This is a genomic window from Paraburkholderia sprentiae WSM5005, from assembly GCF_001865575.2.
In the GTDB taxonomy this organism is placed as follows: domain Bacteria; phylum Pseudomonadota; class Gammaproteobacteria; order Burkholderiales; family Burkholderiaceae; genus Paraburkholderia; species Paraburkholderia sprentiae.
Window position 1 is genome coordinate 1,272,419 of sequence record NZ_CP017562.2, and the last position, 15,060, is coordinate 1,287,478.

At 60.1% G+C, this 15,060-nt stretch carries 6 protein-coding genes, 2 tRNA genes and 3 rRNA genes; 4 read left to right on the forward strand and 7 right to left on the reverse strand.

Annotation, left to right across the window (positions count from 1 at the left end; all coding sequences use genetic code 11):
* Positions 1–3: 3 nt before the first annotated feature.
* On the reverse strand, positions 4–897 hold the full coding sequence (gene cyoA, locus BJG93_RS22550) for a ubiquinol oxidase subunit II (RefSeq protein ID WP_027196450.1): 894 nt from the start codon (positions 895–897) through the stop codon (positions 4–6).
* A gap of 391 nt (positions 898–1,288) precedes the next feature.
* Positions 1,289–2,845 carry a complex I subunit 4 family protein gene (locus BJG93_RS22555; RefSeq protein WP_027196451.1) on the reverse strand — a complete coding sequence of 519 codons (1,557 nt, stop codon included), beginning with the start codon at positions 2,843–2,845 and terminating at the stop codon, positions 1,289–1,291.
* A 682-nt stretch (positions 2,846–3,527) separates the two neighbouring features.
* Here BJG93_RS22555 and BJG93_RS22560 point away from each other — a divergent pair.
* From BJG93_RS22560 to BJG93_RS22570, 3 genes are all read left to right on the forward strand, one after another.
* Positions 3,528–4,262 (forward strand): ABC transporter ATP-binding protein, encoded by a 735-nt coding sequence (locus tag BJG93_RS22560; RefSeq protein ID WP_027196452.1) that lies wholly within the window; start codon positions 3,528–3,530, stop codon positions 4,260–4,262.
* The gene (locus tag BJG93_RS22565) at positions 4,252–6,831 is read left to right on the forward strand and encodes an FtsX-like permease family protein (protein WP_027196453.1); all 2,580 of its coding nucleotides are present in this window, start codon (positions 4,252–4,254) and stop codon (positions 6,829–6,831) included. Before BJG93_RS22560 ends, BJG93_RS22565 begins: the two co-directional genes overlap by 11 nt.
* 176 nt (positions 6,832–7,007) lie before the next feature.
* Entirely contained in the window at positions 7,008–8,090 is a 1,083-nt protein-coding gene (locus BJG93_RS22570) for a lipocalin-like domain-containing protein (RefSeq protein WP_027196454.1), read from the forward strand.
* Between the two features lie 73 nt (positions 8,091–8,163).
* Here BJG93_RS22570 and rrf read toward each other — a convergent pair.
* From rrf to BJG93_RS22595, 5 genes are all read right to left on the reverse strand, one after another.
* A 5S ribosomal RNA gene (gene rrf, locus BJG93_RS22575) occupies positions 8,164–8,277 on the reverse strand.
* A gap of 212 nt (positions 8,278–8,489) precedes the next feature.
* Positions 8,490–11,371 (reverse strand): 23S ribosomal RNA (locus BJG93_RS22580).
* A 349-nt stretch (positions 11,372–11,720) separates the two neighbouring features.
* Positions 11,721–11,796, reverse strand: a tRNA-Ala gene (locus BJG93_RS22585).
* Positions 11,797–11,849: 53 nt separating this feature from the next.
* Positions 11,850–11,926: transfer RNA gene (locus tag BJG93_RS22590), tRNA-Ile, on the reverse strand.
* A 76-nt stretch (positions 11,927–12,002) separates the two neighbouring features.
* Positions 12,003–13,535, reverse strand: a 16S ribosomal RNA gene (locus BJG93_RS22595).
* Together the 16S, 23S and 5S rRNA genes with 2 tRNA genes alongside form the textbook arrangement of a ribosomal RNA operon.
* Before the next feature lie 543 nt (positions 13,536–14,078).
* On the opposite strand from BJG93_RS22595, the gene BJG93_RS22600 reads away from it, so the two are divergent.
* On the forward strand, positions 14,079–15,023 hold the full coding sequence (locus BJG93_RS22600) for a flagellar brake protein (RefSeq protein ID WP_027196455.1): 945 nt from the start codon (positions 14,079–14,081) through the stop codon (positions 15,021–15,023).
* Positions 15,024–15,060 lie beyond the last annotated feature (37 nt).

Here is a 15,060-nt window from a genome sequence, read left to right on the forward strand (position 1 = left end):
GCGTTACCCCTTAGGCGCACAGTTAGCGTCCTTGACGTTGTCGAGGACGTTGCCGTTGTTGTAGCGGGCGATGATGTTGTTGAACAGCTTCGGATCAACCGTCGAGAAGTACCGCACCGGGTCCTTTTCGCTCGGCTCGGACACCGCGTGATAGCGGTCCATGTCGAGACGGTCCGACGAAGCGCGAACCTTCGCGACCCACGCGTTGAAGTCTTCAGGCGAACTGGCGAGCGTGCGGAACTTCATGTCCGAAAAGCCCTTCCCGCTGAAGTTCGCCGCGGTGCCCGCGTAGTCGCCAGCGTGATCGGCGATCAGATGCAGGCGCGTTTGCATGCCCGCCATCGCATAGATCTGGCCGCCCAGCTGCGGAATGAAGAACGAGTTCATCACCGTGTCCGACGTGATCCGGAAGTTCACCGGCGTTCCGACCGGGATCGCTAGCTGGTTCACCGAAGCGATGCCGAGGTCCGGATAGATGAAGAGCCACTTCCAATCGAGCGCAACGACTTCGACGTTGATCGGCTTGACCTGCGATTCGAGCGGGCGATACGGATCGAGCTCATGCGTCGTCCGCCACGTCAACACGGCGAGGAACAGAATGATCAAAGTCGGAATCGTCCAGACGACGACTTCAACCGCGGTGGAATGCGTCCACCCTGGCTGGTAGTCGGCGTTGCTGTTCGACGCGCGATAACGCCACGCGAAAAACAGTGTCATCAGAATGACCGGCACCACCACGATCAGCATGGCCCACACGGAAGTCGCGATCAGATCACGCTCCGCGAGTCCCACACTCCCCTTCGGATTCAGAATATCGAGGTTGCTGCAACCCGAAAGCAACAACATGAGGCTGGCGGACAGGAAACTTGCCGGCCTTCTCAGCGTCCGTCCTTTCATTTCCACTGCCTCGTTTTTGTGACTTCAACGAACGTCATTCGACGGCTCTCCATTAATAAGCGCTCGCATAATAGGTGGGCGTCGGACATCCGGTAAACACTCGATCCTGCAACGCTCTATTGCGCCGAGACGCAGTGCGACACGTTGCCGCATTTCCCCGCACACGCTATTCACCAGCGTCGTTTGCGACGCTTCGAATCGAAGCATCGAAAGCTTGACGCATCGCAAAGTCCCTTAAAAACAAGCGCTAAAAATCGCTGCATGCGCGGCGCTTGCGATGTACTTCGTGACGCATGCATTCATCGAGGGACCAGTAGCGACGCGTAAAAGCGCAAGAGCGTCGCCGCATCCTGACGCGTGGATGCAACAACGGCTCTGGCGCTCTGTTTTTTTAACCCGGAGTGTGCGCGGCGACGGGTGCCGCGCCCGGCGCCGCTGCCTGCAGATGCTCACCACCTTCCGTCGGCGCGGAATCGGAAGGAAGCGCCGAGCGTTCCGATTGCGCGAGCAGCGTGCCGACCGACGGATCGATCGCATCGGTGAATGGCTTCGGATCGAGACCGATCGCGAGCACGAGCAGCGACATTGCACCGAGCAGCACGAACTCGCGCTTGCCGAGGTCTTTCAGCTTCGCGACGCGCGCGTTGGCGATCGCACCGAAGATCACGCGCTTGTACATCCAGAGCGTGTAGGCCGCGCTCAGAATCAGCGTGGTCGCGGCGATCGCGCCGACCCAGAAGTTAAAACGGATCGCGCCCATCAGCACCATGAATTCGCCGACGAAACCGGACGTGCCGGGCAGACCGATGTTGGCCATCGAAAACAGCATCACGAAAGCCGCAAAGTGCGGCATCGTGTTGGCGACCCCGCCGTATTCGGCGATCGATGCCGTTTTCGTGCGGTCGTAGAGCATGCCGGTGCACAACAGCATTGCGCCGGACACCACGCCGTACGAGATCATCTGCACGATTGCGCCGGACTGGCCGAAGCGGTTGAAGACAAACAGACCGAGCGTGACTAGGCCCATGTGTGCGACCGTCGAATACGCGAGCAGTCGGCGCATGTCGGTTTGCACGAGCGCGAGCAGGCTCGAATAGATCACCGCGACGAGCGACAGCGTGATCATCATCGGCGCGAAGAAGTGGCTCGCTTGCGGCGCGATCGGCAATGCGAAACGCAGCAGACCGTAGCCGCCGATCTTCAGCATGCCGATCATCACCGCGGCACCGGTTGGGCCGTCGAGGTGCACGTCGGGCAGCCACGTATGCAGCGGCCACATCGGCACCTTCACGCCGAACGCGGCAAGAAAGCCGAGGAAGATCAGCGCCTGGGGCACCGTGTCGAGATGCGCTTCGCGCCACACGGCGAGGTCGAAGCTGTGCGTCTGGCTATACAGATAGAGCAGCGACATCAGCATCATCAGCGAGCCGAGGAACGACACGAAGAAGAACTTCACCGCGGCATACGTGCGGTTCTTGTGACCGTACGTGCCGATCAGCAGATAAAGCGGGATCAGCGTCGCTTCGAACGCAATGAAGAACATCATGCCGTCGAGGGACGTGAACACGCCCTGCATGAAGCCCGATAGCATCAGGAACGCGCCGAAGTACTGCGCGGTACGCTGCGTGATCGACTCCCACGATGCGATCACGATGATGATCGTCGTCAGCGCGGTCAGTGCGACCAGCCACAGCGAAATCCCGTCGATTCCCACATGCCATGCGATATCGAACGTCGGCGACCAGCGGACGTTCTCGACGAATTGCATCGAGGTCACGTCGTTGCGGAAATTCGCCACGAGTGGGATCACCGGCAAGAAACCCGCCACCGCGCCGATTAACGCGAGCCAGCGCGTGCGGTTACGCGCCGCGTCGGATCCAGCGCGCAGAACCACGAACCCGGCGACGATGGGGATCCAGATGAGAAGACTTAGGAGTGGCAATGGCATGTGCTGTGTCAAAACTTGAAGTACAAAACGCCGCGTCAACGCCCAAAAAACCGCAGACATTGAAATGGAAATGTAAGTTGGAGTTCGCTGCAATGGACGTGTGGAGGGGTTTCCCGCTACACGTTTACCCGCAGTCGAATGACCAAGGGTGGGAGATTACCAAGATCAGATAAATTTTGCATCGCAACAGCGTGAAAAACGGCGCCACAAGTCATAGTTGCGACGCCAATGCTTGCAAAGCGCATCGAAATGTGCACTTGCACATTGTTACAAACGTCTCGCACGGCCTCGATGAGTTGGCAGCAAAAGCTGGTAATTGCCGTCCCGTTGGCGGCATTTAGGCGGTTGCGGATCGTGGGATCATCGCGGCTGGAACGAAGCGTGCTCTCCCGTGCTTTTTTTGACTGGCGGGCACGTCCGGCAATTAACCAAAATCCACCCTGTCGGCGAGAAAAAAGTTTTTTGTTGCCACGCTCGGAATTGCGCCGCTAGCAGGGGCGCCAAGTGGTGCCGACCGCCTCGTGCACGAGCGCCGAACTGAATCGTTCCACCGCGCAAAATTGCATTTGCCTTACGCCAACACGTACCGCGCCCTGCTATCTGCTGCGGAAAATCGCGCGGAGAGGCACACTCATTTCTCCCGCCGGCTCACGTCGCCGGCTCCTTTCCCGGACCTTCTCGCATGTCGCTTCGTGACGACGTCGTCGTACCCGCACTCGAATGCCGCGGCCTGAGCAAGCGGTACGGCACCGGCCGCATCGTGCTCGCGCAGCTCGACTTCACGCTCGCGGCGGGCGAGTTCGTCGCGATCATGGGCGACTCGGGCGTCGGCAAGTCGACGCTGCTCAACCTGATCGCCGGACTCGACCGTGCCGATAGCGGCAGTGTGCTGATCGACGGACGCCCGGTCGAGCAACTCGACGATAACGCCGCGACGCGTCTGCGCCGCCAGAAGCTCGGCTTCGTCTTCCAGGCGTTTCACGTGCTGCCGCATCTGACACTCGCGCAGAACGTCGCACTGCCGCTGCTGCTCAATGATCTACCGACGGCAGCCGCGCTCGACCTGCTCGCGGCGGTCGGCCTCGGCGGACGCGGCGACGACTTTCCGCGCGAACTGTCGGGCGGTGAATTGCAGCGCGTGGCAATTGCACGGGCGCTCGTGCATCGCCCGACACTGCTTCTCGCCGACGAACCGACCGGCAACCTCGACCCCGCGACCGCGCACGACGTGCTCGGCCTGTTCCGCGCGCAAAGCAAGGCGACCGGCGCGGCGACGATCATGGTCACGCATTCCGAAGCCGCGGCCGCCGTGGCCGACCGCGTGTTGATCCTGAGCGACGGCGGCCTGCACGCTGCGCGCGATAAAACCGCGAACGCCGCGCACGCGGCGGCCCGCTCGACCGACGATGCCCGCTGACCTTCGTCCATTGCCGCGCACGCCGGGATATCGCGTTCTCGCGCGCTGGCTGCTGGCGGCGGAATGGCGCAGTCATCGCGGCCGCGCACTCGTCGCAATCGCGACGATCGCGCTAGGCGTCGCGCTCGGCTACGCGGTGCAATTGATCAACAGCGCCGCCTTCAACGAATTCTCGGCGGCCGCGCGCAGTCTGTCCGGTGAAGCGGATCTGCAGGTGCGCGGCGCGCAGCCTTTCGTCGACGAGTCCCTCTATCCGCGGTTGGCCAATGAGCCGGGCGTGGCGCTGGCGAGTCCCGTGCTCGCGCTCGACGTCGCGGTGCCGGGCCACAGCGGTGCGCTGCCCGTCCTCGGCATCGACGTCTTCAAGGCGCGCCAGATCACGCCCGATTTGATCGGCGTGCCCTCGTCCGACCGCCCGTTCGACACGCTCGCCTCCGATGCGATATTTCTGTCGACAGCCGCGCAAAGATGGCTGAACGTGAAAACCGGCGACCACGTGACGCTGCGCATCGGCACGTCGGATCTGCATCTGCGCGTCGCGGGCGGGCTGGTGCGCACGCGGCCGGGTCAACGGCTCGCGGTGATGGACATCGCCGCCGCGCAATGGCGGTTCGGCAAGGTGGGCAAGGTGTCGCGCGTCGACGTGCAGCTCGACCGCGGCGTCGATCGGCGACGCTTCAAACGCGATCTGCAACGACAGCTCGGCAGCGCGTGGATAGTCGCCGAGACGCGCGATACCGAAAGCCGCACCGATCGCCTGTCGCGTGCTTACCGGATCAACATGAACGTGCTCGCGCTGGTCGCGCTGTTCACGGGCGCGTTCCTCGTGTTTTCGACGCAGGCGCTCGGTGTGGTGCGACGCCGCTCGCAATTCGCGATGCTGCGCGTGCTCGGACTCACGCGAGCTCAACTGGTGCGGCAGATCCTGCTCGAAGGCGCGCTGCTCGGGCTGCTCGGTTCGCTGGGCGGGCTTGCGCTCGGCTACGCGATGGCCAGCGGTGCGCTGCGCTTTTTCGGCAGCGATCTCGGCGGTGGCTATTTTCCGGGCGTGCAGCCGCGAGTCGGTTTCGAGCCGCTCGCGAGCGCGGTGTTTCTCGCGCTCGGGGTCGCGGTGTCGGTGTTGGGCAGCATCGCGCCCGCCATCGACGCGGCGCGCGCACGGCCGGCCGCGGCACTCAAGGCTGGCGCCGAGGAAAGCGCGTTGGCGCGGCTGGCGACGCCATGGCCCGCGTTCGGCTGTTTGCTGGCGGCCGCCGCGCTGACGCGTTTGCCGCCGTGGTTCGATGCGCCGATCGCCGGCTATCTGGCGGTTGCGTTGCTGCTCGTCGGCGGCATTGCGCTGATGCCGCGCGTGACCGCGCTGATATTCGGCGCGGCGAGCCGCGCGCGCGGTGCGCGGCCCCGCACGGGCGCGACGGCCACGCTCGCGATTGCGCGTCTCGCGAATGCGCCGGGACAGGCGTCGATCGCAATGGGCGGCGTGCTGTCGAGCTTCGCGCTGATCGTCGCAATGGCGATCATGGTGGCGAGCTTTCGCGTGTCCGTCGACGATTGGATCACGCATCTGCTGTCCGCCGATCTATACGTGCGCGTCGCGTCGGGCGGCAATAGCAGCGACAGTGGCGGCTTGCGGCCCGACGAACAGACGCGCATCGCGATGGTGTCAGGCATCCGCAACGCCGCGTTCGCGCGCACCACACATCTGACGCTCGATCCTGCGCGCCCGGACGTCGCGCTGCTCGCGCGCGAAATCGACGCAGCCGATCCCGGCGCGAATCTGCAGATGACCGGCGCGGTGCTGCCGCCGTCCGCGCTTCGCGCCGGTGACATACCTGTTTGGGTCTCCGAAGCAATGATCGACCTGTATGGGTATCGGTTGGGCCAGCGAGTGCCGTTGCCGCTTGGCGAGCGCGGCCAGACGTTCGTCGTGGCCGGTGTCTGGCGCGATTACGCTCGGCAGAGTGGCGCGATCCAGATACGGCTCGCCGATTATCGGCGGCTAACCGGCGACTCGACCGCAACCGATGTCGCCGTGACCGTCGAACCGGGCGTGAGCGTCGAACGCGTCGTCGCAAATTTGAAGGCGTTGCCGTTCGGCGCTTCGCTCGAGTTCTCGCAGCCGGGTGAAATCCGTGCGCGCACGCTGGTGATCTTCGACCGCAGTTTCGCGGTCACGTACCTGCTCGAGGCGGTGGCGATCGTGATCGGATTGTTCGGCGTCGCCGCGACGTTTTCCGCGCAGACGCTCGCGCGCGCACGCGAGTTTGGGATGTTGCGCCACGTCGGCGTGACGCGCGCGCAGATTCTTGCGATCCTCGCGTCGGAGGGCGGTCTGCTCACCGCATGCGGGATTGCGCTCGGTTTCGCGCTTGGTTTCGCCATCAGCCTGATTCTCGTGTTCGTCGTCAATCCGCAGTCGTTTCACTGGAGCATGTCGCTGCATGTACCGTGGTTCGTGCTGAGCACGGTCGCATCGGTGATGTTGGTGCTGTCGTGCTCGACGGCGGTGGTCGCGGGACGTGGCGCGGTATCGGTCGATGCGGTGCGCGCGGTGAAGGAGGACTGGTGATGCGAGCCGCGCAGCGGGCCTGGGGAATACGGTTGGTCTGGCGTGGCGCGGCCTTTGGCCACGTTCGCTCTGCGCAATGTGGATGCCCGACGCTGGTCGCGCGCAAGCACAGCGGGCCATCTCTGCGGCGCACGCAGCGTTTCTTTCGAGGCCTGCTTTGCATTGGCATAGCCGCTGTGTCGCCCGCTTTTGCCGCTAGTGATAACGGCGCTGCATCCACCGCGGCCACCTTCGCGGCAGTCACGCCAGACCATCCGATCTCGCTTCCTCAGGACAGCGGTGCCCATCCGGACTTCCGCACCGAATGGTGGTACGCGACCGGCTGGCTCACGACGCCCGATAACCAACCGCTCGGATTCCAGATCACGTTTTTCCGTTCGGCGACGGGTCACGACGCTGCCGATCCCAGCGGCTTCGCGCCCTCGCAACTGATCATCGCGCACGCTGCATTGAGCGACCCGGCCATCGGACAGCTGGTCCACGATCAACGCATCGCTCGTCAGGGTTTCGGGCTTGCCTACGCGAAGCCCGGCAACACTGACGTCAAACTCGACGCATGGAAAATGATTCGCGCCGCGGACGGTCACTACGACGTTACCGCCGACGCAAGCGGATTCTCGCTGCATCTGCAACTCATGCCGACCCAGTCTCCTCTGATTCAGGGCGAGCGCGGTTACTCGCGCAAAGGACCGCGGCCCGAACAGGCGAGCTATTACTACAGCGAACCGCAACTTCGCGTGACGGGCACTGTGGTGCGCCCAGTCGCGGGTGGAAACCACACGACGCGCAATACAGCAGTGACGGGCACCGCGTGGCTGGATCACGAATGGTCGAGCACCTTGCTCGATGCGAATGCGGTCGGATGGGATTGGCTCGGTGCGAATTTGACGGGCGGTTCCGCGCTAATGGCATTCAAGGTGCGTAGCCGCGATGGACATGCCATATGGGCCCACGCGACGCTTCGCAAATCCGACGGACAGGTCACGAACTTCGGGCCCGGTGAAGTCGCCTTCACGCCGCGTCGTATGTGGCGCTCGCCGCACACGAATACTTTGTACCCAGTCTCGATGACGGTTAGAACCGGAACGTTGACATGGCAACTCGATCCGCTAATGGACGATCAAGAGCTCGATTCGCGACAGTCGGCTGGGGCGGTGTATTGGGAAGGCGCGGTGCGGGTGCATCAACAGGACACCGATATTGGGCGCGCCTATCTGGAACTGACGGGTTACGTGGATGCGCTGCGGATTGGAAAGTAGCGAGGCGTCCAAATACCGGCGCGTAAACGCAAAAACCCCACCGCGGCGGGTGGGGTTTCTGAGGTGCCGGGGAGCCTGACGATTACCTACTTTCACACGGGCAATCCGCACTATCATCGGCGTGGAGTCGTTTCACGGTCCTGTTCGGGATGGGAAGGGGTGGGACCGACTCGCTATGGTCATCAGGCATGACGGGTTGCTGCGTCGCGGGGCTGGAGCCAGCCGGGCGCGCCACAGCCAATCGGGAAGAAGCGTAAGGGATTCGTGTGGGGGGTTGTGGTGTTTCTGGCACAACACCGGTCTCAACCGTGTGGGGTCTGCATAAGACCCTGCGCCTTGCGCAGGGTGGGGCATCCATGAGCGCTCAAGCGCTAACGGCTGCCGGCACACACCGGTTATAGGATCAAGCCTTACGGGCAATTAGTATCAGTTAGCTCAGTACATTACTGTACGTGCACACCTGACCTATCAACGTCCTGGTCTTGAACGACCCTTCAAGGGGCTCGAAGCCCCGGGGATATCTCATCTTAAGGCGAGTTTCCCGCTTAGATGCTTTCAGCGGTTATCTCTTCCGAACATAGCTACCCGGCGATGCCACTGGCGTGACAACCGGTACACCAGAGGTTCGTCCACTCCGGTCCTCTCGTACTAGGAGCAGCCCCCTTCAAATATCCAGCGCCCACGGCAGATAGGGACCAAACTGTCTCACGACGTTTTAAACCCAGCTCACGTACCTCTTTAAATGGCGAACAGCCATACCCTTGGGACCGGCTACAGCCCCAGGATGAGATGAGCCGACATCGAGGTGCCAAACACCGCCGTCGATATGAACTCTTGGGCGGTATCAGCCTGTTATCCCCAGAGTACCTTTTATCCGTTGAGCGATGGCCCTTCCATACAGAACCACCGGATCACTATGACCTGCTTTCGCACCTGTTCGACTTGTCAGTCTCACAGTCAAGCACGCTTATGCCATTGCACTATCAGCACGATTTCCGACCGTACCTAGCGTACCTTCGTACTCCTCCGTTACACTTTGGGAGGAGACCGCCCCAGTCAAACTGCCTACCATGCACTGTCCCCGATCCGGATCACGGACCAGGGTTAGAACCTCAAACAGATCAGGGTGGTATTTCAAGGTCGGCTCCACGCAGACTGGCGTCCACGCTTCACAGCCTCCCACCTATCCTACACAGACCGGTTCAAAGTCCAATGCAAAGCTACAGTAAAGGTTCATGGGGTCTTTCCGTCTAGCCGCGGGGAGATTGCATCATCACAAACACTTCAACTTCGCTGAGTCTCGGGAGGAGACAGTGTGGCCATCGTTACGCCATTCGTGCAGGTCGGAACTTACCCGACAAGGAATTTCGCTACCTTAGGACCGTTATAGTTACGGCCGCCGTTTACCGGGACTTCAATCAGGAGCTTGCACCCCATCATTTAATCTTCCGGCACCGGGCAGGCGTCACACCCTATACGTCCACTTTCGTGTTTGCAGAGTGCTGTGTTTTTATTAAACAGTCGCAGCCACCAGTTTATTGCAACCCCTTCACCCTTCTGGCGCAGGCCAGTCAGGCTAGCAGGGCGTACCTTATCCCGAAGTTACGGTACCAATTTGCCGAGTTCCTTCTCCCGAGTTCTCTCAAGCGCCTTAGAATACTCATCTCGCCCACCTGTGTCGGTTTGCGGTACGGTCACTGTGAAACTGAAGCTTAGAGGCTTTTCCTGGAACCCCTTCCAGTTGCTTCGCTTCCGAAGAAGCTCGCGCCACACCCTTGAGTCCTGTGCCCGGATTTGCCAAAGCACCCTCTTCAATGCAGCGACCGGGACTTCCAACACCCGGACAACCTTCCGCGATCCGTCCCCCCATCGCATTTCACAATGGTGCAGAAATATTAATCTGCTTCCCATCAGCTACGCATTTCTGCCTCGCCTTAGGGGCCGACTCACCCTACGCCGATGAACGTTGCGTAGGAAACCTTGGGCTTACGGCGAGGGGGCCTTTCACCCCCTTTATCGCTACTCATGTCAGCATTCGCACTTCCGATACCTCCAGCACACTTTCCAGTGCACCTTCGCAGGCTTACGGAACGCTCTCCTACCATGCACATAAATGTGCATCCGCAGCTTCGGTATATGGCTTAGCCCCGTTACATCTTCCGCGCAGGACGACTCGATCAGTGAGCTATTACGCTTTCTTTAAAGGATGGCTGCTTCTAAGCCAACCTCCTGACTGTTTTAGCCTTCCCACTTCGTTTCCCACTTAGCCATATTTGGGGACCTTAGCTGGCGGTCTGGGTTGTTTCCCTCTTGACACCGGACGTTAGCACCCGATGTCTGTCTCCCGTGATTGCACTCTTCGGTATTCGGAGTTTGCTATGGCGTAGTAATCCGCAATGGACCCCACAACCATGACAGTGCTCTACCCCCGAAGGTGATACACGAGGCACTACCTAAATAGTTTTCGGAGAGAACCAGCTATTTCCAGGTTTGTTTAGCCTTTCACCCCTATCCACAGCTCATCCCCTAACTTTTCAACGTTAGTGGGTTCGGTCCTCCAGCACGTGTTACCGTGCCTTCAACCTGGCCATGGATAGATCACCTGGTTTCGGGTCTACACCCAGCGACTGGACGCCCTGTTCGGACTCGCTTTCGCTACGCCTGCCCTAATCGGTTAAGCTCGCCACTGAATGTAAGTCGCTGACCCATTATACAAAAGGTACGCCGTCACCCTCTTTCAAAGGCTCCGACTGTTTGTATGCATGCGGTTTCAGGATCTGTTTCACTCCCCTCCCGGGGTTCTTTTCGCCTTTCCCTCACGGTACTGGTTCACTATCGGTCGATCACGAGTATTTAGCCTTGGAGGATGGTCCCCCCATCTTCAGACAGGATTTCACGTGTCCCGCCCTACTTCTCGTACACCCAGTTCTTTCATAATGCTTTCGCCTACGGGGCTATCACCCGCTATGGCCGCACTTTCCAGAGCGTTCGGCTAGCACTACAAATAAAGAGTACAGGCTGGTCCCATTTCGCTCGCCACTACTCTGGGAATCTCGGTTGATTTCTTTTCCTGCGGTTACTTAGATGTTTCAGTTCACCGCGTTCGCTTCTCATGACCTATGGATTCAGTCATGGATACTCCATTCGGAGTGGGTTTCCCCATTCGGATATCGGGGGATCAAAGCTCGTTTGCCAGCTCCCCCCCGCTTTTCGCAGGCTACCGCGTCCTTCATCGCCTGTGATCGCCAAGGCATCCACCACATGCACTTGTTCGCTTGACCCTATAACGGGTGTGTCTCTGTGTCGACCCACGTTAGCGCCCTGGCGCTTACGTGGCTCCCATCCCCGCAGGGGATAGACGCACTCGCTACAGGTTGAGTATTCGTGTTGCGCCGTATTCCAAGGCGATCTCTCGATCACCTTTAAAATACATCGATACAATCACAACCCTGATTCACCTACTCACGCACCCATCTCCAGGCACGCTTTCGTGAATCTCCTTACTACTTCTTCCTGATTGTTAAAGAACGACAGCCGGTATCACATTCCATCGCGTACCGCGCTGACTGGCTCAATCGCCAATGCCAAGTACTCAGCCTCACTTCGTGCTGAACCCTTGGCATTGAGGATTGGTGGAGGATGACGGGATCGAACCGACGACCCCCTGCTTGCAAAGCAGGTGCTCTCCCAGCTGAGCTAATCCCCCCGGCCCCACACAGACCCGGGCACACTCCCCCGGCCCCGCACCACAGACAAGGATGGTGGGTCTGGATGGATTCGAACCATCGACCCCCGCCTTATCAAGACGGTGCTCTAACCGGCTGAGCTACAGACCCCTGAGCCTGTCTGCGTTGCTTTCTTAACCACAGCCGATAAGCGTGAGCACTTGACGCGAGCAATGCTCGACTCTGGAAAGGAGGTGATCCAGCCGCACCTTCCGATACGGCTACCTTGTTACGACTTCACCCCAGTCATGAATCCTACCGTGGTGACCGTCCTCCTTGCGGTTAGACTAGCCACTTCTGGTAAAACCCACTCCCATGGTGTGACGGGCGGTGTGTACAAGACCCGGGAACGTATTCACCGCGGCATGCTGATCCGCGATTACTAGCGATTCCAGCTTCACGCACTCGAGTTGCAGAGTGCGATCCGGACTACGATCGGTTTTCTGGGATTGGCTCCACCTCGCGGCTTGGCAACCCTCTGTTCCGACCATTGTATGACGTGTGAAGCCCTACCCATAAGGGCCATGAGGACTTGACGTCATCCCCACCTTCCTCCGGTTTGTCACCGGCAGTCTCCCTGGAGTGCTCTTGCGTAGCAACTAGGGACAAGGGTTGCGCTCGTTGCGGGACTTAACCCAACATCTCACGACACGAGCTGACGACAGCCATGCAGCACCTGTGTTATGGCTCCCTTTCGGGCACTCCCGGCTCTCACCAGGATTCCATACATGTCAAGGGTAGGTAAGGTTTTTCGCGTTGCATCGAATTAATCCACATCATCCACCGCTTGTGCGGGTCCCCGTCAATTCCTTTGAGTTTTAATCTTGCGACCGTACTCCCCAGGCGGTCAACTTCACGCGTTAGCTTCGTTACCAAGCCAATGAAGGCCCGACAACCAGTTGACATCGTTTAGGGCGTGGACTACCAGGGTATCTAATCCTGTTTGCTCCCCACGCTTTCGTGCATGAGCGTCAGTATTGGCCCAGGGGGCTGCCTTCGCCATCGGTGTTCCTCCACATCTCTACGCATTTCACTGCTACACGTGGAATTCCACCCCCCTCTGCCATACTCCAGCGCTGCAGTCACCAATGCAGTTCCCAGGTTAAGCCCGGGGATTTCACATCGGTCTTACAGCACCGCCTGCGCACGCTTTACGCCCAGTAATTCCGATTAACGCTCGCACCCTACGTATTACCGCGGCTGCTGGCACGTAGTTAGCCGGTGCTTATTCTTCCGGTACCGTCATCCACCCCCGGTATTAACAGGAATGCTTTCTTTCCGGACAAAAGTGCTTTACAACCCGAAGGCCTTCTTCACACACGCGGCATTGCTGGATCAGGGTTGCCCCCATTGTCCAAAATTCCCCACTGCTGCCTCCCGTAGGAGTCTGGGCCGTGTCTCAGTCCCAGTGTGGCTGGTCGTCCTCTCAGACCAGCTACAGATCGTCGGCTTGGTAGGCCTTTACCCCACCAACTACCTAATCTGCCATCGGCCGCCCCTTGAGCGCGAGGTCCCGAAAGATCCCCCGCTTTCCTCCTCAGAGCGTATGCGGTATTAATCCGGCTTTCGCCGGGCTATCCCCCACTCCAGGACACGTTCCGATGTATTACTCACCCGTTCGCCACTCGCCACCAGGGTTGCCCCCGTGCTGCCGTCCGACTTGCATGTGTAAGGCATGCCGCCAGCGTTCAATCTGAGCCAGGATCAAACTCTTCAGTTCAAACCTGTTACTGTTTTCGGTCCATCTCTGAACCGGTCGCTCACTCAACGTACTGACGATGATCAATCCGTCTTCCGACAGATCAACCTTCCTCTGATACTGTGTGAGGCTTCTTGATACTTCTGCCTGACAGCAGATTCCGCAGAACCCGCTGCCGCATTGCGCATCAAGCGCCCACACTTATCGGCTGTTAGTTTTTAAAGATCGGTCCGCCCAACCCGCCGTACCGGCATGACAGCTACCCGGCACTGCTTCGTCTGGCGTCGCTGCATCAGCAGCAGAGAGGCGAGATTATGGAGAGCGGTCCATGTTCCGTCAATACCCTTCTCGCAATTTATTCTAAAAAGTTGAAGAGCTTAAAAAATGAGCACGTCGCGCGAAAAATTCAATTGTTTAGACCTCCGATCTATTTGCCAAGACCAAAGACGAAACAAATCAAAGTACTCTGCGCACGAATCGAACCACCACTCCTCCCCACAATTAAAGTTTTACCCTTCCGCGCCGTGAACCAGATCATCCCGCTACTTCAATTAGCTGCCGACTATGGATCATCCCGTCGACGCACACGTCGAGGAAAGCCCGCCCGCCACTGCATCGCCGGCGCTCGCGCCTGATACGGTGCCGGTAGGCACGCCCCTACCTTGGCCGATCGTCGATGCCGATGGCAGCTTGCTCTTCGCAAGCGCCACGACGCTCGCGACCACCGACGAGCGTGCCTTCCTGTTTCAACACTTCCACCCGCAACGCGGCGACCTGCTCGGCCTCGGCGCACCACAACCGCCGGTGCCCACGGCTCAGCCTGAGCACGCCGGCAAGCTGACGCTCAAGGACATGCACCTCGAGATCGGCGCATTGATCGGCCTGCGCTCGCAGCTCGGCCGCGGCGCCACGATGCACCCTTGCCGCATCATCGGTTTCACGCCGAATCATGCGCTGTTCCTCACGCCGCCGATGCAACAGGGCCAAGCGCTGCCGCTCACGCCCGGCGAGAACGTCGAAATCATCGCGATCGCGAGTCAAGCCGTGTTCCGTTTCCTCTGCACGGTCGAGGCCGTGTGCCGTGTGCCGTTCGATTATGTCGTGTTGTCGCGGCCAGGCGCGGTCCGCCGATTACGCGAGCGCAAATCGATCCGCGTTCATACGCACCTGCCCGTGCGGTTTGGCATCGGCGGGGACGGCGATACCTACGAGGGCCTCGGACTCGCGAACGGCATCAGCACGCTCGGCATGTCGTTGAGTGCGCCATGGACACTCGGCGAGGTGGGCGAGCGCCTGCGCATAGCGTTCCGGCTCAAGTCGGCCGAATACGATTCGCAGATCGAGACGACGGCCGTGATTCGCAACGTTCAGAAGGGCAAAACGCCAGGCGAACCGTCGATGCATGGGCTCGAACTGGGTCAACTCGATGCCGCTCAACAGATGGCGATGAAGGTGTTCGTCTTCGATCGTCAAGAGAATGTGCAGCATTGGTCCAACGGTCTGAAATAAGCGGTACGGCTGGGACGCAACGCACGTGCAGACGCGG